Annotated in this window: 18 protein-coding genes; 10 read left to right on the top strand and 8 right to left on the bottom strand. The window is 73.3% G+C overall.

The annotated features are described in order from the left end of the window. Positions 1 to 205 precede the first annotated feature (205 nt). From ABDB74_RS10350 to ABDB74_RS10325, 6 genes are all read left to right on the top strand, one after another. On the top strand, positions 206 to 1,135 hold the full coding sequence (locus ABDB74_RS10350; RefSeq protein ID WP_346623794.1) for an NAD(P)H-binding protein: 930 nt from the start codon (positions 206 to 208) through the stop codon (positions 1,133 to 1,135). Between the two features lie 258 nt (positions 1,136 to 1,393). Beyond that, positions 1,394 to 2,050: an alpha/beta hydrolase gene (locus ABDB74_RS10345; RefSeq protein ID WP_346623792.1), complete on the top strand. Its 657-nt coding sequence runs from the start codon at positions 1,394 to 1,396 to the stop codon at positions 2,048 to 2,050. Beyond that, positions 1,969 to 2,484, top strand: a complete 516-nt coding sequence (locus ABDB74_RS10340) for a hypothetical protein (protein WP_346623932.1) — start codon at positions 1,969 to 1,971, stop codon at positions 2,482 to 2,484. The genes ABDB74_RS10345 and ABDB74_RS10340 overlap by 82 nt, the downstream gene beginning before the upstream one ends. A gap of 256 nt (positions 2,485 to 2,740) precedes the next feature. After that, positions 2,741 to 5,020, top strand: coding sequence for a xanthine dehydrogenase family protein molybdopterin-binding subunit (locus ABDB74_RS10335; RefSeq protein ID WP_346623790.1), 2,280 nt, complete (start codon positions 2,741 to 2,743; stop codon positions 5,018 to 5,020). Beyond that, a complete protein-coding gene (locus ABDB74_RS10330; RefSeq protein WP_346623789.1) occupies positions 5,020 to 5,505 on the top strand; it encodes a (2Fe-2S)-binding protein in 486 nt (161 codons plus the stop codon). The genes ABDB74_RS10335 and ABDB74_RS10330 overlap by 1 nt, the downstream gene beginning before the upstream one ends. Further along, positions 5,502 to 6,317, top strand: a complete 816-nt coding sequence (locus tag ABDB74_RS10325; protein WP_346623788.1) for a xanthine dehydrogenase family protein subunit M — start codon at positions 5,502 to 5,504, stop codon at positions 6,315 to 6,317. The genes ABDB74_RS10330 and ABDB74_RS10325 overlap by 4 nt, the downstream gene beginning before the upstream one ends. On the opposite strand, the gene ABDB74_RS10320 is transcribed toward ABDB74_RS10325, so the two are convergent. Continuing rightward, positions 6,280 to 7,800, bottom strand: coding sequence for an NAD-dependent succinate-semialdehyde dehydrogenase (locus tag ABDB74_RS10320; RefSeq protein ID WP_346623786.1), 1,521 nt, complete (start codon positions 7,798 to 7,800; stop codon positions 6,280 to 6,282). The two genes, ABDB74_RS10325 and ABDB74_RS10320, sit on opposite strands and share 38 nt — an antisense overlap. A 148-nt stretch (positions 7,801 to 7,948) precedes the next feature. Between ABDB74_RS10320 and ABDB74_RS10315 the strand changes: the two genes are divergently transcribed. Both ABDB74_RS10315 and ABDB74_RS10310 read left to right on the top strand, forming a co-directional pair. Continuing rightward, positions 7,949 to 8,890, top strand: a complete 942-nt coding sequence (locus tag ABDB74_RS10315; RefSeq protein WP_346623784.1) for an NAD(P)H-binding protein — start codon at positions 7,949 to 7,951, stop codon at positions 8,888 to 8,890. Continuing rightward, positions 8,887 to 9,648, top strand: a complete 762-nt coding sequence (locus ABDB74_RS10310; protein ID WP_346623783.1) for a CPBP family intramembrane glutamic endopeptidase — start codon at positions 8,887 to 8,889, stop codon at positions 9,646 to 9,648. The genes ABDB74_RS10315 and ABDB74_RS10310 overlap by 4 nt, the downstream gene beginning before the upstream one ends. Before the next feature lie 35 nt (positions 9,649 to 9,683). On the opposite strand, the gene ABDB74_RS10305 is transcribed toward ABDB74_RS10310, so the two are convergent. After that, complete coding sequence (locus ABDB74_RS10305; RefSeq protein ID WP_346623781.1) at positions 9,684 to 10,112, bottom strand: hypothetical protein; 429 nt, start codon at positions 10,110 to 10,112, stop codon at positions 9,684 to 9,686. Further along, entirely contained in the window at positions 10,109 to 10,357 is a 249-nt protein-coding gene (locus tag ABDB74_RS10300; RefSeq protein WP_346623779.1) for a hypothetical protein, read from the bottom strand. Before ABDB74_RS10300 ends, ABDB74_RS10305 begins: the two co-directional genes overlap by 4 nt. A gap of 482 nt (positions 10,358 to 10,839) precedes the next feature. Between ABDB74_RS10300 and ABDB74_RS10295 the strand changes: the two genes are divergently transcribed. Both ABDB74_RS10295 and ABDB74_RS10290 read left to right on the top strand, forming a co-directional pair. Next, positions 10,840 to 11,001 carry a hypothetical protein gene (locus ABDB74_RS10295; RefSeq protein ID WP_346623777.1) on the top strand — a complete coding sequence of 54 codons (162 nt, stop codon included), beginning with the start codon at positions 10,840 to 10,842 and terminating at the stop codon, positions 10,999 to 11,001. A gap of 373 nt (positions 11,002 to 11,374) precedes the next feature. Then, the gene (locus ABDB74_RS10290; protein WP_346623776.1) at positions 11,375 to 12,352 is read left to right on the top strand and encodes a LysM peptidoglycan-binding domain-containing protein; all 978 of its coding nucleotides are present in this window, start codon (positions 11,375 to 11,377) and stop codon (positions 12,350 to 12,352) included. Between the two features lie 330 nt (positions 12,353 to 12,682). Here the strand turns inward: ABDB74_RS10290 and ABDB74_RS10285 are convergent, their stop codons facing one another. The 5 genes from ABDB74_RS10285 to ABDB74_RS10265 form a co-directional block, all read right to left on the bottom strand. Further along, positions 12,683 to 13,978, bottom strand: a complete 1,296-nt coding sequence (locus ABDB74_RS10285; protein WP_346623774.1) for an acyl-CoA dehydrogenase family protein — start codon at positions 13,976 to 13,978, stop codon at positions 12,683 to 12,685. Positions 13,979 to 14,216: 238 nt separating this feature from the next. Then, positions 14,217 to 15,182, bottom strand: a complete 966-nt coding sequence (locus ABDB74_RS10280; protein WP_346623772.1) for a sugar kinase — start codon at positions 15,180 to 15,182, stop codon at positions 14,217 to 14,219. Beyond that, positions 15,179 to 15,790, bottom strand: coding sequence for a bifunctional 4-hydroxy-2-oxoglutarate aldolase/2-dehydro-3-deoxy-phosphogluconate aldolase (locus ABDB74_RS10275; RefSeq protein WP_346623770.1), 612 nt, complete (start codon positions 15,788 to 15,790; stop codon positions 15,179 to 15,181). Before ABDB74_RS10275 ends, ABDB74_RS10280 begins: the two co-directional genes overlap by 4 nt. Next, complete coding sequence (locus ABDB74_RS10270; RefSeq protein ID WP_346623768.1) at positions 15,787 to 16,542, bottom strand: SDR family oxidoreductase; 756 nt, start codon at positions 16,540 to 16,542, stop codon at positions 15,787 to 15,789. The genes ABDB74_RS10275 and ABDB74_RS10270 overlap by 4 nt, the downstream gene beginning before the upstream one ends. A 39-nt stretch (positions 16,543 to 16,581) precedes the next feature. Further along, the gene (locus ABDB74_RS10265; RefSeq protein ID WP_346623767.1) at positions 16,582 to 17,625 is read right to left on the bottom strand and encodes an alcohol dehydrogenase catalytic domain-containing protein; all 1,044 of its coding nucleotides are present in this window, start codon (positions 17,623 to 17,625) and stop codon (positions 16,582 to 16,584) included. Between the last annotated feature and the right edge of the window lie 138 nt (positions 17,626 to 17,763).

Genomic DNA, 17,763 nt, shown 5'->3' with positions numbered 1-17,763 from the left:
CGGCGACGCGCAGCGGTCAGCCGCGCCGGCCGCCCGACGGAGGCCCCAGGCCACCCCCGGTCACGCTGCGCCCGCCGGGATTGGGCCGATGCCGCCCGATCGAGGCCTGGGCACGGTCTCGGCGACGAGCTGCACCGACACTCCGTGGCGGCGGGCGGTGGCGTCCCGAACCCGCGACGTGCCGCACGGAGGGCGCCGTCGCGCGGTGGCTGGCAGTGTGGAGGGCATGGTCGACTCCTCTCCCGTCGTCGTGGTGACCGGTGCGAACGGCCTGGTGGGCACCGCGGTGTGCCGGGCGCTCGTCGAGCGGTCGGCGCAGGTGCGCGCCGTCGTCCGCCGCGCCGGCAGCGCGCCCGGGCTCGACGGGGTCACCGAGCACGTCGGCGAGTTCGCCGACGAGCGTTTCGCCCGCGAGGTGACCCGCGGCGCCGACGCGGTGGTCACGACCGTCCACCCGATGGGTTCCTCCCGGGACGTGCAGCACCGGGTGGGCGTCGAGGGCACCCCGGTGATCGCCCGGGCCGCCCGCGACGCCGGCGTCGCCCGGCTCGTGCACGTGTCCACGGCCGGGGTCTACGACCGCTCGGCCGGCGTCGGCGACGTCGCCGAGGACGGCGCGCTCCTGCCCGAGGGCAGCGGCGACTACCCCGACACCAAGAACGCCACCGACGCCGCGCTGGCGCAGGTCGGTGGGCTCACGACCGTGCTGGTCCGCCCGCCGGCGATCCTGGGCGCCGGGGAGACGTCGGTCTGGAACACGCTCCGGCCGCAGACGGTGCGCTACGGCGAGCGGATGGCGAACCCGGCGCAGACCTGGGCGTGGGTGCACGTCGACGACCTGGCGGCGTTCATCGCCGACGTCGCCACGGGCGCCGTCGCGACCGCCGACGACCCGGAGCGGGGCCCCGTGCCCGGGAGCACGACGCCGGTCATCGTCGCCGGCGAGCCGGCGACGTGGCGGGACTACCTCGGCACGGTGACCGACGCGCTGGGCGTCGAGCCGGAGTGGACCGACGAGCCGGTCTGGACCGGCCGGCTGCTCGCCGACCGCGCGCGCCGGTGGGGCTGGGCGCCGCGGGTGGGCCTCGCGCAGGCCATGGACGAGCTGCGACGGGGCCTGACGCCGCGCGCGTGACGGTTCCGCGGCAGCCGCAGGGTCACACGCCATGCGAGTTGCAGCGGTCTCGGAACTTGCAGCTGCTCGAGCTCGTTCGCCGGCCATGGGCGACACCGACAGATTGAAGCGCAAGCTCGCAGCCGACCCCCGTGTGGCCCGTGTCGAGCGGCCGATCGTCCCCGGGCACGAGCGGACGTTCCAGCTCTCCTGCGTACGCGAGGGTCCGCGCAGCGATCGGCCGCTGCTGGTGGTCCCTGGCGGCCCGGACTCGCTTCCGTGCTGCCCTACTCCTCCTTCCGAGCCGCCGCAGCCGGCAGGGGAGTGGACGTCCTGATGGTCGAGCACCGGGGAGTGGGGCTCTCCCGGCAGGACGCCGACGGCGTGGACCTGCCGCCGGAGGCGCTGACCGTGTCGCAGGTGGTGGATGATCTGGCCGCCGTCCTCGATGACTGCGGGGTCGACCAGGCCGTCGTCTACGGGTGGTCCTACGGGACCTATCTCGCGCAGAGGCTCGGGGTACGCCATCCCGAGCGGATCGCCGGGATGGTGCTCGGCTCCGTGGTCCTCAGCGCCCAGGACGACCAGGTCGTTCGTGAGTTCCTGCGCGACCTGTACTGGCACGGCCGGAGCAGCCAGACCGCCCGGGCGGCCGAGCTGATGCGCAGGGCCGTTGCCGCCGGCGTGGTGCCGGTGGAGACAACCGGCGCGGTGGCCCAGATCGTCCACGAGTTCGCCGGGCCCGCCGCGCTCGAACGACTGCTCCGGCTGCGCCTGGACGGCCGCGGCCGGTGGATCTGGAACCGAGTGGCACGCCTGGGCGCCGACGAGATCACACCGGCAGGTCGCTGCTCATGGAGCCCGACCTCGTCGGCAGGATCGCGTACGGCGAGCTCCGCTACGCACCCGTCCCGGACGGTCTGCCGCTCGACGTGAACCTGGACTTCGCAGCGAACGCTGCGGATCATCCGCCGTTCACGGGTGAGCCGTTCGACTTCGCCACCGAGCTGCCGCGCTTCCGGTGGCCCCTCGCCGTGATCTCCGGTGACCGGGACGTCCGGACACCCCGGGCCATCGCGCAGCAGGTCGTGGACCTGGCTCCGGACGCAGTACTGGTCCCGCTCATCGGGACCGGTCACAGCGCGCTGGACACCCATCGCCGTGCCGCGTCGAAGGTGGCCGAGGCCGTCCGCTCCGGTGATCACCGGACACTGCCGGAGTCGGCCGCCGAGCTCTCGTCGCTTCCGCGGCGAGGGCCTGCTCGGTTGCTGGGCCACGCCATCCGGGCTGCGGTCGGGGTGCGGCGACTACTGCCGCGGATCCCTTCCCGGACACGGACGGGCCACGAGCGGGACACCACCGAGCGGTGACCCCGGGCGAACCTGCGTGCCGCCCCGGAGGCGATCGCCCCCCGGGTGGTCGCGTCCCTCGTCGGCGACGAACCGCCGTGGTCGGGCGGCCACGGTCGCACCGGCCGGCCGCCGGGGCGAGACGGCGGGGCCTGACGATGCGTCCGTGACAGCAGGCATCACCCGTGACGAACGGTCTTCCTCGCGCGATCAACGTGTGGCCGCCGTCACAGGGTCTGGTTGAGTGTGCTCGTTGGCGACGACGGAAGGCTGGCGCATGAGCATTCTGGGTACCCGGGTGGTCCGCACCGAAGATCCGCTCTTCCTCACCCGGGGCGCGGTCTACACCGACGACCTCGTCGACGAGCGGCTCGCCGGAGCGCTGCACGCCACGTTCGTGCGGTCCACCGTCGCGCACGGTCGCCTGCTGTCGGTCGACACCTCCGCAGCCCTGGAGGCGCCCGGTGTGGTGGCGGTCGTGACGGCGCAGGACGTCGCCGACCTCATCCCGCTGCCACCGCCGTTCCCCTTCGTCCACCCGGCCATGACGCGCCCGTGGCTCGCGTCGGACCGGGTCCGGTTCGTCGGCGACCCGATCGCCGTCGTCCTCACCGAGGAGCGGTACCAGGGGGAGGACGCCGCCGAGCTCGTCGTGGTCGACATCGACCCCCTGCCCGCGGTGATCGGCACGGCCGAGGCGGCCAAGGACGAGGTGCTGCTCTTCCCCGAGGCGGGCACCAACGTGATGGCCGGCTTCGGCGGACCGGCGCCGGAGGACTTCTTCGACGGCTGCGAGGTCGTCGTCACCCAGCCGATGGTCAACCAGCGGGTGGCCCCGGTGCCGCTGGAGACCCGGGCCGCCGCGGCCGTCTGGGGCGACGACGGCCGGGTCACCGTCTGGTGCACCAACCAGGGCGCCCAGCAGGCCCGGGGGCAGTTCGGCGACTGGCTGAAGATGGATCCTGACCTGATCCACCTGATCACCCCCGACGTGGGCGGCGGGTTCGGGGCCAAGATCGGCGCCGACCCGGAGTACGCCCTCATCGCCTGGATGGCCCGGCACGTCGGCCGGCCCGTCCGCTGGTCGGAGAGCCGGTCGGAGAACCTGATCGGCATGCTGCACGGGCGGGCGCAGGACCAGGTGGTCACCATCGGTGGGCGCCGGGACGGCACCATCGAGGCCTACAGCCTGGTGGCGGACCAGGACTGCGGCGCCTATCCGCGGATCGGCACGGCCCTCCCCAGGTTCACCCTGCTGATGGCCCCGGGGGTCTACGGCTTCCCGAGGGTCCACGCCCAGGCACGCGCCCTGGCGACCACGACGACGTCCATCGGCGCCTACCGGGGCGCCGGACGGCCCGAGGCGACATCGGCCCTGGAGCGGGCGGTCGACCGGTTCGCCGCGGAGATCGGCATGGACCCCGCCGAGGTGCGCCGGAAGAACCTGCTGCCGGCGTTCAGCGAGCCGCACACCACGCCGACGGGCGCGACGTACGACAACGGCGACTACATCGGGGCCCTGGACAAGGCGCTGGAGGCGGCCGGCTACGCCGAACTACGAGCCGAGCAGGCCCGGCGGCGCGAGCGCGGCGACGTACGCCAGCTGGGCATCGGGATGTCGGTCTACGTCGAGATCACCGGGGCCGACAACGGTGCCGGCACCGGAGAGGCCGCAGCGCTCGAGGTCCACGAGGACGGCACGGCCACGGTCCTCACCGGCACCTCGCCGCACGGCCAGGGTCACGCCACCGCGTGGGCCATGATCGCCGGCGACCAGCTCGGCATCCCCGTCGAGAAGATCACCGTGGTGCACGGCGATACCGACCGGGTGCCGCAGGGCGGCGGCACCATGGGATCCCGCAGCCTGCAGCAGGGCGGCGCGGCGGTGCACCAGGCAGCCGGTGAGCTGATCGAGCTGGCCCGGGCGCGGGCCGCGCAGAAGCTGGAGGTCGACCCCGCCGACCTCGTCGTCGACCTGGGTCTCGCCGGCCTCGCCGTCCGGGGCACGCCGGGCGCGGGGGTCACCTTCGCCGAGCTGGCCGCCGACGAGCAGCTCCTGGTGCAGAGCAGGTTCACCGCCGCCGCCCCGACGTTTCCCTTCGGAGCCCACGTGGTGGTGGCCGAGGTGGACGTCGAGTCCGGCAAGGCCGAGGTCACGCGGCTGATCGCCGTCGACGACGCCGGCACGATCCTCAACCCGCTGCTCGCGGAGGGCCAGCGGCACGGCGGTTACGCCCAGGGCGTCGCCCAGGCGCTGCTGGAGGAGGTGCTCTACGACGAGGACGGCAACCCGACCACGTCGACGCTGGCCGACTACCCCTTCATCTCCGCCACCGAGCTGCCCAGCTTCGAGCTGGTCGACATGGCCACTCCGACGCCGATGAACCCGCTGGGAGCCAAGGGCATCGGCGAGGCGGGGACGATCGGCGCCACCCCGGCGGTGCAGAACGCCGTCATCGACGCCGTGTCGCACCTGGGCGTGCGGCACATCGACATGCCCACCACTCCCATGCGGGTGTTCCGGGCGATCCAGCATGCCCAGCGGGGAGGCAGCTGATGCAGGTCTCGATCACCGTCAACGGCACGCAGCGGACCGACGAGGTCGAGCCGCGGTTGCTGCTCGCGCACTACCTCCGGGAGACCTGCGGGCTGACCGCCACCAACATCGGCTGCGACACCACGTCCTGCGGTGCCTGCACCGTCATCGTCGACGGGCTGTCCGTGAAGAGCTGCACCGTGCTGGCCGCCCAGGCCGACGGGGCCGAGGTCACGACCCTGGAGGGGCTGGCCGGTCCGGACGGCGAACTGCACCCCGTGCAGGCGGCGTTCCGGGCCGAGCACGGGCTGCAGTGCGGCTTCTGCACCTCCGGCATGGTGATGGCCGCCATCGGCGTGCTGGCCGACAACCCCGACCCCACCGACCGGGAGGTCCGGGAGGGGCTGGAGGGCAACCTCTGCCGCTGCACCGGCTACCACAACATCGTCCGCGCCGTCCGCGTGGCGGCGCAGGCCGGTCCGGCCGCCGGTGAGGTGACCCGGTGATCCCGTCCCCGTTCGACTACGTGAAGGTGCACTCGGTCGACGAGGCGCTGGCGTCCCTGGCCGAGCACGGTGAGGACGCCAAGCTGCTCGCCGGCGGCCACTCGCTGCTGCCCATCATGAAGCTGCGGCTCGCCGTGCCGAGCGTGCTGATCGACATCGGCGGGATCGCCGACCTGTCCTACGTCCGGGTCGAGGGCGACGAGGTGGCGATCGGTGCGTGCACCCGCCACCACGAGCTGGAGCGCGACGACGTCGCCCGTGCCGAGGTGCCGATCCTGCCGCACGTGGCCGGCCGGGTGGGCGACCCCCAGGTCCGGCACCGCGGCACGATCGGCGGCACCACGGCGCACAGCGACCCGGCGTCCGACCTGCCGACCGCCTTGCTCGCCCTCGGCGGGACCGTGGTCCTGCAGGGGCCCGGTGGGCGCCGCCCTGTCCCGGTGACCGACTTCTGGACCGGCTTCTTCGAGACGGCCATGTCGCCCGACGAGATGGTCGTCGAGCTGCGGGTGCCGCGCACCGGCTCCACCGGATGGGCCTACGAGAAGTTCACCCGGCGGGAGAACGACTGGCCGATCGTGGCCGCCGCCGCCGTCGACGGACGGGTGGCGCTGGCCAACATGGCGGGCACGGTGCTCCGCGCGACGGCGACCGAGGAGGCGCTCGCCCGCGGGGCATCGATCGCCGAGGCCGCCGGGCTCGCCGACCAGGGGACGTCGCCGGGAGCCGACATGCACGCCGACGCCGAGTACCGGCGGCACCTGGCCCGGCTCCTCACGAGGCGCGCCCTGGAGCGGGCCGCCGCGGCCTGAGCCCGCTGCCGCGGGAACGGCGAAGGCTCGACTGGATCGAGATGCCGACGAGCTTGGTGTCGAGGTACTCGTCGATCCCCTCGTACCCGCCTTCACGGCCCAGGCCGCTGGCCTTGATCCCGCCGAAGGGAGCCGCGGCGGACGTGGGGTTGATGTCGTTGATCCCGACCATCCCGAACCGCAGCTTCTCGGTCACGCGGATCGCCGTGGACAGGTCGTTGGTGTAGACGTACGCGGCGAGGCCGTACTCGGTGTCGTTCGCCCGGGCGACGACCTCGTCCTCGTCGTCGAACGGGGTGACCGCGGCGATCGGGCCGAAGGTCTCCTCGCGGGAGATGAGCATGTCCGGCGTCACGTCGGCGAGCAGCGTCGGCGAGAAGAAGGTCGTGCCCTCCAGGCCGTCGACCTGCAGGCGCCGGCCTCCCGCCACCACCCGGGCGCCGCGGGTGCGGGCGTCGAGCACCTGGGCCTCCATCTTGGCCACGGCTCGCTCGTCGATGAGCGGGCCGATCGAGACGCCGTCCTGGTCGCCCTTGCCGACGCGGAGCGCCGCGATCCGCTGCTCGAGCGTCGTGACGAAGGTGTCGTAGACGGAGCGGTGGACGTAGATGCGGTTGGGGCTGATGCACGCCTGGCCGGTGTTGAGGAACTTCACCAGCGCGGCACCCTTCGCCGCGCGGACCGGATCGGCGTCGGGGAAGACGATGAAGGGCGCGTGGCCGCCCAGTTCCACCGACACCCGCTTCAGCGTGGCGCCGGCCCTCGCGGCCAGCATCTTCCCGACCCCCGTGGAGCCGGTGAACGTCAGCTTCCGCACCACCGGCGACTCCAGCAGCGCGTCGCCGACCTCGGCCGGGCGCGTGGTGGTGACCATGTTGACCACCCCGGCGGGAACCCCCGCATCGGCCAGCAGCTGCACCGTCGCCACCGCGCACAGCGGCGTCTGGTCGGCGGGCTTGAGCACCGAGGTGCACCCGGCGGCGATGGCCGGTGCGAGCTTGCGGGTCAGCATCGAGATCGGGTAGTTCCAGGGGGTGATCGCCGCAACCACGCCGACCGGCTGACGCATCGTCAGGAACCGCTGGTCGGCCCGCGCCGAGGGGATCGTGACACCACCGACGCGCTTGGCCTCCTCGGCGAACCACGCCAGGAAGTCAGCGGCGTACGCCACCTCGTTCATCGAGGCCTTCAGCGGCTTGCCCTGCTCCCGGGTCATCAGCGCGGCGAGGTCCTTCCGTCGCTCCCGCATCAGGGAATCCGCCTTCGCGAGGACGGCCGCGCGCTCGTAGGCCGTGGCGCCCGACCAGGCCGGCAACGCGCGGTCGGCAGCCGCGATGGCCGCCTCGGTGTCGACCCGGCCGCCATCCGCGGCCTGCCCGATGACCTCACCCGTGGCCGGATCCGTGACGCTGAACGTCGCGCCCCCGTCGGCCCCACGCCACTGCCCGTCGATGTAGATCGTCCGTCCTGGGTTCTGCGTCATCGCGTCTTCCTCACTGGGCGAACGGGACCGGAGGCTCCGGGTCGCGGAGGCCGGCCGGCAGGGGCCCCGCACCGACGGAGATCGTGTCATCCCCGGCCGGAGACGCCTACAGGTCGCGCCCACCGGCCGGCCGGGTGAGGCTGTGCCGGTGAGGGTCCTGGTCACCGGCGCGTCGGGGTTCGTGGGCAGCCGGCTGGCCACCGCGCTGGACGAGGCGGGCCACGACGTCCGGGCGATGACCCGACGTCCGGAGAGCTACCGCGGGGCCGGCACCCCGGTGGCGGGCGACGTCGGCGACGAGGCATCGCTGCGGGCGGCGCTCGAGGGCTGCGAGGTCGCCTACTACCTGGTGCACTCCCTCGGCGACCCGGACTTCGAGCGCAAGGACGCCGACGCGGCGCATGCCTTCGCCCGGGCCGCCGCCGCGGCCGGGGTCGGCCGGATCGTCTACCTCGGCGGCCTGGGCCGGGACGACGACCGGCTGTCGCCGCACCTGCGCAGCCGCCGCGAGGTCGAGCGGCTCCTGGGCGGCACCGGTCTGCCGGTAACCGTGCTGCGCGCGGGCATCGTGGTCGGCCACGGCGGGGTCTCCTGGGAGATGACCCGCCAGCTGGTGGCCCACCTGCCCGCGATGGTCACCCCCCGGTGGGTCAGCACGCGGACGCAGCCGATCTCGGTCGCCGACGTCGTCCGGTACCTGGTCGGCGTCCTCGACGCACCGGACACGGCGGGACGGGTGTTCGAGGTGGGCGGCCCGGAGGTGCTCACCTACCTGCAGATGCTCACCCGGGTGGCCGAGATCCAGAACCGGCACCTGTTCGTCGTCCCCGTGCCGCTGCTCAGCCCGCAGCTGTCCTCGCGCTGGCTGGCCCTGGTCACCGACGTGGACGTCGCCACCGGCCGCTCGCTCATCGACTCGATGACCATCGAGGTGGTCGCGACCGACGACGCCATCCGCTCGGCCGTCCCGTTCGAGCCCATGGACTACGACGAGATGGTGCTCACCGCCCTGATGGAGCGGGCGCGGGAACGCCGGCAGCAGGTGGGGGAGCGGCGCGGCGGGTGGCTGAGCCGCGGAGCCCGGCGGTGACCCGCCGCCGAGGGCACCGGCTGCGGGCGGCGGTCGAGCGGGCGGCCGGGCCGCTGCTGCGGGCGGTCCCGCGCGACCACTGGGAGACCGACGCGGCCTTCCGCCGTCGCCGGCGGGTCACCGGCGTCGTCGCGGTCACCGGCGCGTCGCTGCTCGGGGTGTCGCTGTCGACGCCGCCGGGCTCACCACGGTTCTACGGGCTGACCCTCGGGGTCGCCGGCACCTGGGTCGTCGGCGGGCTGGCGTCCGGGCCACTGCACCTGGGACGGATGTTCGGGCCCGGCGACCGGCTGCGCCGGCCCGTGCTCACGCCGGTCGCCTCGGGGATCGGCGCCTTCGGGGCCTTCTACGCGGCGGCGCTGGTCGCCCGGCGGATCCCGGTCCTGGACCGGGCGATCGGCTCGGTGCTCCGCTACGCCGACCAGGGGTCGAACCCGCTCGTGCTCACCACCACGCTGGCCAACGGCGTGGCGGAGGAGGTGTTCTTCCGCGGCGCGCTCTACGCGGCGGCGGGCGCGGACCGGCCGGTGCTGGCGTCGACCGCGGTGTACGCCCTGGCCACCACGGCCACCCGCAACGCGGCGCTCGTGCTGGCGAGCGTCCCGATGGGTCTGCTCTTCGCGGTACAGCGCAGGGTCACCGGAGGGATCCAGGCCCCCGTGCTCACGCACCTGGTCTGGTCGGCCCTGATGCTGCGCTACCTGCCGCCGCTGTTCGCCGACCGCCTCGCGGAGGAGCGGTCACCGTCGCCCGGGTGAGCGCGGACGGCGGCCGCCGAGAGCCCGCCGGCGGGTCACCTGCGGCGGCGGGCGAGGACGGTCACCAGCACCACCGCGACGGCGCCCGCGGCGAGCAGCCGCCGGCCGCGGCCGGCGGCGACCACCACGGCCGCGCCCGGCCGCACCCGCCGGGTGCCCAGCAGCAGCGCCCCGGCCGGGGAGTCGACGCCGGCGCCGGCGACGGCCACCGGGCGCGTCGGGGACTCCAGGTGCGCGGTGACCCCGGAGGCGGCCAGGGCCTCGGCCAGCCCACCCAGGTCCCGCCGGCCCGGCGCCACCCCCGACCGTGCGGTCGCGGCCTCCCGGACCCGGGCCACGAAGGCGCCGACGTCCTCGGCGACGATCCGCACGTCCGCGCCGTCGGCGAGCACCTGCACGCCCGCCCCGTCCACCTCCAGCGAGAGCTCTCCGGACAGGTGCACGGGGCCGCGCGCGTCCGTCATCCCCGGCCGGCGATCTCGGCGGTCGTGATGCGCAGCGTGCCGTTGAGCCGCCAGACGGCGCGCGGGGCGTCCGATCCGGTCTCCCGGGGCACCTCGACGGTCATGTCCACGAACTCGTAGTTGATCGCGGCGCCCTTGCCGGTGAGGTAGGACCACATCTCCTTGCCGAGGTCGGCGAAGCTGGTCCTCTCGTGGTTCTTGATGTCCCGGGAGCCGGTCGCGGCGTCCGTGCCGGTCATGCTCATGAGTGCGATCTCCTCGCGCGTCGGGATGGCCGCCGACGCTCCCGCCGACGTCAGTTGTGCGCTACCCGATCGCGTCCCAGTCGAACCGGGTGGATGCGCTCCCAGGGCCTGACGACCGCGGGAGTCCACCTCGCCGTCCGGGGGGCGACGCGCTACCTGCGCCCACCCCTTCGCAGGCGCCGTACAGGCTGGTTGCCCGGAGGTCCCAGGTTGGCCGTCGACAGTGCTGCTGTGTCGATCCCCGACGGAGACCTGCTCGCTCCCGGACCCAGCAGTTCCCCGGCTGGGGAGCCCATGCCGTCCTCCTCACCGCATGGGCGGCCCCGGCTCCGTCCAGGGGCGGGGGAGGTGCAGGCCGACAGGGCTGCTCGACACGTCAGAAGGACCCGATGAGCCCCGCCGCACCACATGACCCCGAGACCTGTGCCGGCCGCCCGTGCTGCTGGCACCGCCCGAGCGACCACCACATGCGGAGCTGGCCCATGACCTGGAGCGCTGACCGCGGCTACTCCCTCCGCCGCTGCGCCCACGGCATCGGGCACCCCGACCCCGACGACGTCATCGATCTCCAGTCCGTCGGTGGGGTCTCCACCGCCCATCCCTGCGACGGCTGCTGCATCGCCCCGATGCGCGACATCCGCTGACGACCCCTTCCGCCGCGCGGTGTGCCCTGCCGAGCCACCCGGCCCCGGACGGCGGGGCGGGTTGACCTGGATGCCGGCCTCCCGCGGGCGCCCGGTGGCCCCAGGCGCGGTGGTCCTCCTGGCCGTCGGATTCGTGCCGGGACGAGGGAGCAGGTGGTCGGAGAGGGTGTCAGGTCGTATCCGGACATGGCCGGTTCCGCTCGGTGGGGGACGCGCCGTGCCATCCCGTCGCCCCAGCTGGCGGGGTGGACCCGGGCGGCTCACGTCCCGTGCGATGAGCCTTCACCGGGCACTGGAGGACTGCGTGCGTCTGTCGACATGGTGGGGTCCCAGCAGTCCCGCCGGCCCACGCCGGGCCAGGCGCCGGTGGTCCGTGGCCCTCCCGCTCGCCACGGCCGGCGCCGTCGGCTTCCTGGTTGCACCCGCGCACGCGGACGACGTGCCCGGCCCGACCGCACCCGCAGCCGCAGCCGCACCACCCGAGCTCGAACCCCTCGCCCCCTACGTCGGGCAGACGACCTGTGACCCGGTCGCCAAGCCGGGCGTCCGGGCGCTGGCCGAGACGGTGCTCACCCACTATGGCGTCGGCTGGAACGGCGGGTACGTCCGTGACTGCGCCTGGGGCGGGACGAGCGAGCACAAGGAAGGGCGTGCCTGGGACTGGATGCTGAAGGCGGAGATCCCGGCAGAGCGGGTCGCCGCCGAGGAGTTCCTCGGCTGGCTCGTCGCGCCCGGCCCGGCGGGGGAGGACGCGTACAACGCCCGGCGGCTCGGCGTCATGTACGTCATCTGGGACCACCGGATCTGGTCCGCCGAACGCGCCACCGAGGGCTGGCTGCCGTACCAGGGCGCCGACGCGCACACCGGCCACGTGCACATCTCGCTGTCCTGGAGCGGTGCCCTGCGGCAGACGTCCTGGTGGACCGGGGTGGCCGCCGACGTCGCATGGCGACCCCCGGCCCCGGCACCGGCCGACGAGCCGGCGCCACCCGACGAGCCGGCACCGCCCATGGAACCCGCACCACCGACGAGGCAGTACACCGTCGCCCCCGGGGACACGCTCGGTCACATCGCGCTGGCCCACGGGATCCCGGTCGAAGGCATCGTGGCGGCCAATGAGCTGACGTCCACCGTCATCCGGGCCGGCCAGGTGCTCGCGGTCCCCGCTTCGCAGGAAGCTGCAGAAGCCCCAGCGTCCCCGCAGAGCGGGTACGCCGTCGCCGTGGGGGACACGCTCGGTCACATCGCGCTGGCCCACGGGGTCCGGGTCGACGACATCATGTCGGCCAACCAACTGACGACCACGGTCATCCGAGCTGGTCAGGTGCTCGTCATACCCCACGAGCACTGAGGCCGTCGGCGTCGTCGACGGTGGCTCGTCCCAGGCCGGGGCCGGACCGGATCGCTCCGGGGCTCCGGGGGAGTCGGGGCAACCGGCCGGCCAGGCTCCGGTGGGGCCCCGGCGGACGGAGCTCCGCCGGGGACCGACCGGAGTCCGCGGGACGACGAACTCGGTAGCCACCTCCCGGCCGTCGATGCCGAGCGGTCGGCTGATCCGCTCGGCACCGTCGGCGCCCATGCCGGGAGGCGCCTGCTGGTACGCGGCCATCCCGGCCCCGTGGTCGGCGCGCCCGAGGCGCGCCGACCACGGGGCCTGCGCCGAACCAGGGACCTGCGCCGCTCAGGGGCCGGCGAAGACGCCGTCGCCGAGGGCCTCGGAGCGACCGGGGGCCGGTTCGGCGTAGCGACCGGCCTCCTGGCGGGCGACGACGAAGTGGTGCACCTCGTCGGGTCCGTCGGCCAGGCGGAGGGTGCGCTGGCTGGTGTACATGTCGGCCAGCGGCGTCCACTGCGACACTCCGGTGGCGCCGTGGATCTGGATGGCCTGGTCGATGATCTGGCAGACCTTCTCCGGCACCATCGCCTTCACCGCCGAGACGTAGACGCGGGCCTGGGAGTTGCCGAGCACGTCCATCGCCTTGGCGGCCTTCAGCACCATGAGCCGGCAGGCATCGAGCTCGATCCGCGCCCGCGACACCGTCTCCATGTTCTTGCCGAGGTTCAGGACGGGCTTGCCGAACGCCTCCCGGAACTTGCCCCGGCGGATCATCAGTTCGAGGGCCTTCTCGCCCTGGCCGATGGCGCGCATGCAGTGGTGGATGCGCCCGGGCCCCAGGCGCACCTGGCTGATCTCGAAGCCGCGGCCCTCGCCGAGGAGCATGTTGGAGGCGGGCACGCGCACGTCGGTGAAACGGATGTGCATGTGACCGTGGGGGGCGTCGTCGCGGCCGAACACGCGCATCGGGCCGAGCACCTCGACGCCGGGGGTGTCCATCGGCACCAGGATCTGCGACTGCTGTGCATGCACCGGCGCGTCGGGATTCGTCTGGCACATGACGATCATGATCTTGCAGCGAGGGTCTCCGGCTCCGGAGATGTAGAACTTCTCGCCGTTGAGGACGTACTCGTCGCCGTCGCGCACCGCCTGGAGCCGGACGTTCTTGGCGTCGGAGCTGGCCACGTCGGGCTCGGTCATGGCGTAGGCGGAACGGATCTCGCCGTTGAGGAGCGGCTCGAGCCACTGGGCCTTCTGCTCGGGGGTCCCGACGCGCTCGAGCACCTCCATGTTGCCGGTGTCGGGGGCCGAGCAGTTGAGCGACTCCGAGCCCAGCGGGTACTTGCCGAGCTCGACGGCGATGTACGCGTAGTCGAGGTTGGTCAGGCCGCCGACCTCGGAGTTGGGAAGGAAGAAGTTCCACAGACCGGCCTCCTTGGCCTTGGTCTTGGCCCCTTCGAGCGCCTCGAGCTGACCCGGTGCGTACGACCACGGGTCGGCGCGTCCCCCACCGAGCCGGAAGTACTCCTCCTGCATCGGCGCGACCACGTCCTCGAGGAACCGGACGACGCGGTCGTAGAGCGGCCTGGCCTCCTCGCTCATGCGCAGGTCGAACAGCTCCGTTGGCTCAGCGGTCTGCATCAGGTGTCCCTCTCAGCTGGTCCGTGCGGCGGCAGGTGGTTCCCACCGGGAGCGCGGCGAGAAGCGCAACAACGACATGATCCCGGTAGGACGTGACTGCGAGCGTGGCATGCGGGTGGTCGGCCGCTCGAACCGGCTCGAACTCTTCGAGCGGGACAGGTTCCGATGCCCCGAGGACCAGCTCGTCGTCGCCGTCCTCCCACGTTCCGGTCGATGCGCTGGCGCCGAAGAGAGCTCCTCAACGCGAGACGGGGTCCAGGTGGCTCGCGTCCAGCCAGGCGAGGTCGACCCGCGTCGGCGCGGCTTCCCAGTCGCCCTCGGTCAGGCAGGCCAGCGCTCCGCAGCGGACAGCGGTGTCGAGCCGAGCGTCGAGGTCGCCACCATCGACCAACGAGGCGAGCCAGCCCGCGACGAACGCGTCGCCCGCGCCGACCGTGTCGACGGCTGAAACCCGGAACGCGCCCTGGCGCAGGCGGTCGCCGTTCGCGGTCGCCGCGATCGCGCCGTCTTCGCCGAGCTTGACCACGGCCTGCTGAGCACCGAGCGCGAGCATCGCATCGAGCTGCCGCTCCGGGTCGCTCTCCCCGGTGAGGAGCTCCGCCTCGTCGTTGCCGGCGAAGAGCAGATCGGCGCGTTCGGCGAGAGCGAGGTAGCCGCGTCGTGTCTGCTCGAGGTCATCGACGAGCGTTGCGCGGTGGTTCACGTCGAACGACACGAGCGTGCCGCTCTCGCGGGCGAGATCAGCGGCGTGCGTCGCAGCATCCCGAGGCCCCGCCCCCAGCGCCACCGAGATCCCGGTCATGTGCAGCACCTTCGCCGAGGTCACGACGTCGGTCGGGATGTCGGCCGGTGACAGCCGACTGCCTGCCTGCCCGTGCCGGTAGTAGGTGATGCGGCTGGCGCCGGGGCGCACGCGCTCCTTGAGCATGAGCGCGGTCGCCGCTGCCGACTCGGTCGCCGCATGCACGGCGACGCCCTCGGCACGCAGCTCACGCATGATCATCGCTCCGACAGCGTCGGCGCCCAGGCGGCCGATCCATGCGGCCGAGCCGCCCAGTCGAGACACCCCGATCGCGACGTTGCTCTCCGCACCACCGAAGGTCAGCCGCATCCGCTCGCCGCGCGCGAGGCGCCCCGTCTGCTCGCCGACGAGCAGTCCGAGGCTCTCACCGACGACGACGACATCGGCGGGGGAGGTGCTCACCCGGCCCCCCCGACAGCCTCGCGGGCGCGTGCGGCGACAGCCTCGGCACCCTCGTCCGCGGCCTGCGTGATCCAGCTGCCGCTCACCGCGAAGACGCTGGCGCGCGAGAGGTAGTCGGGGAGGTTGCCGGGGGAGACGCCGCCCGACGGCATGAACCGGATGTCGCGGAACACCGACGCGTACGCGTCGATCAGCGACAGCCCGCCGAACACCCCGGCCGGGAACAGCTTCAGTCGGGTGAGCCCGGCGGCGCGGGCGCGCTGCACCTCGGTGGGCGTGATCACACCAGGCACCATCGGTACGCCGGCCTCACCCGCGAAGGCGACGAGCTCGAGGTCCAGGCCGGGACTCACGAGGAACTGCGCGCCCGCGTCGACGGCTGCCCGGGCCTGCTCGACCGAGAGCACCGTGCCCGCGCCGACGAGCAGGTCGTCGCGCCCGGCGAGGCGCCGCACCGCCGTCATGCCGAACTCACCCCGCAGGGCCACCTCGACGACGGGCAGCCCGCCGGCGACGAGACCCTCACCGATCGCCTCGATCGTCTCGGGGTGCGAGACGGAGGCCAGCGGCACCACTCGGTGGGTGAACAGCGGGTGGTCTCCCCTCATCGGCCGAGCCACCCGCCGTCGACCGGGAGGATCACGCCGGTGACGTAGTCCGAGGCGGCGGACGCGAGGAACACCGTCGCGCCACCGAGGTCGCTCGCCCGGCCCCAGCGCGCGGCGGGGATGCGAGCGAGGATCGCCTGCGAGCGGTCGGGGTCCCCGCGCAGCGCCTCGGTGTTGTCGGTGGAGATGTAACCGGGGGCGATCGCGTTCACCGTCACACCCAGCGGCGCCCACTCGTTGGCGAGCGCCTTGGTGAGTCCCGAGATGCCCGACTTGGCCGCGGCGTAGCCCGGCACGTTGATGCCGCCCTGGAAGCTGAGCAGGCTCGCGGTGAAGATGACCTTGCCGCGCCCGCGCTCGATCATCGACGTGCCGATCTGCTGCGTGAGCACGAACTGGCTGTTCAGGTTCACGTCGAGCACCTCGTCCCACCACTCGACGGGGTGCTCGGCAGCGGGGGCGCGGCGGATGGTCCCCGCGTTGTTGACGAGGATGTCGGTGCGTCCGGCCACGGCTGCGCCGAAGGCGGTGACGGCCTCGCGGTCGCGGAAGTCGACGCGGTGCCCTTCGAACCCGCGGCCGAGCTCGCGTACGCGGCGGCCGATCTCGCCGCCGTCCTCCTCCTGGCCGGCGGAGGCGGCGATGATGTCGGCACCCGCGACCGCGAGTGCCTCGGCCATGGCGAACCCGATGCCGCGGCGCGCTCCGGTGACGACGGCGGTGGTGCCGGTGAGGTCGAACATCGCGGTCATGCTGGTGCTCCCAACTGGGGGTCGGTCGGTGAGAAGCGGTCAGTGCTGCACATCGATGAGGACCTTCATCGACTCGGCGCGAGTGAGGCTGTCGAACGCTTCAGCAGTGCGGTCGAGCGGCACGGTCGCGCTGATCAGTTCGTCGGCGGGGATGGCTCTCCGCGCGATCAGGGCGATCGCGTGCTCGAAGTCCTCGCGCTCGTACACGCGTGCGCCGAGCAGCTCGAGCTCGCGCCAGAAGACCCGGTGCAGATCGATCGGCACGGGGCGTGGGTGGATCGCGACCATGACGACACGACCCCGGGTACGGGCGTGCGCCGTGGCCTCGAGTGCCGTCGCGGCGACGCCGGCGACCTCGAACACCACGTCGGCTCCGGCATCGGCCGTGAGCTCCTGGATGCGGGAGGCGAGGTCTTCGTTGATCGGGTCGATGACGGTCGCGCCGTGCCGGGCGGCGAAGGCGCGACGGTCGGCGTTGGGCTCGCTCAGGACGACGTGCGCGCCGGCCTGTGCGGCGACCAGGGCGATCAGCTGACCGATCGGCCCGCCGCCGATGATCAGCGCGGTCTCGCCCTCGGCGAGACGCGAGCGGCGCACGTCGTGCGAGGCGACCGCGAGCGGCTCGACCAGAGCGGCGTGCTTCAGCGACACCTCGCCGGGCAGCGGGACGACGATCGACTCGGGCACCGTCCACAGCTCCTGCATCGCGCCCGTGGTCTCGATGCCGACGAAGGTGAGGCGGTGGCAGATGTGCTGGTGGCCTGCGCGGCAGGCGGGGCAGTCGCCGCACCAGTCCAGGGGCATGACGGTGACGGAGTCACCCGGGCGCACGCCCTCGACCCCGTCGCCGACGGCCTCGACAGTGCCGCTCATCTCGTGACCGATCGCCTGCGGCGGGCTCACCCGGTGGTCCATGTCGCCGTGCAGGATGTGCAGGTCGGTGCCGCAGATGCCGCAGTACGCCACGCGGATCTGCACCTGACCTGGTTGCGGGCCCGTGACGGCGTTGTCCCTCACCTCGATGCGGCCCGCACCCGTGTAAGCAGCGGCTCGCCCTCCGCCCGTGTACTCGCCAGCTCCCACCACGTCTCCTCCCTGAGCGCCGTCGACACGCGCGATGGACGCTGCCGCTCGGGGAAGTGGAACACAGTTCCGTGAAAAGTTCCATCTGGCGAAACCGGGTTCCGTCTGCGTAGGGTGACCCGAGTCTCAAGCCGCCGG

This window comes from Blastococcus sp. HT6-4, from assembly GCF_039679125.1.
Classification (GTDB): domain Bacteria; phylum Actinomycetota; class Actinomycetes; order Mycobacteriales; family Geodermatophilaceae; genus Blastococcus; species Blastococcus montanus.
The sequence above is the reverse complement of the archived record's forward strand: the minus strand, read 5'-3'. Positions and strand labels throughout refer to the sequence as shown.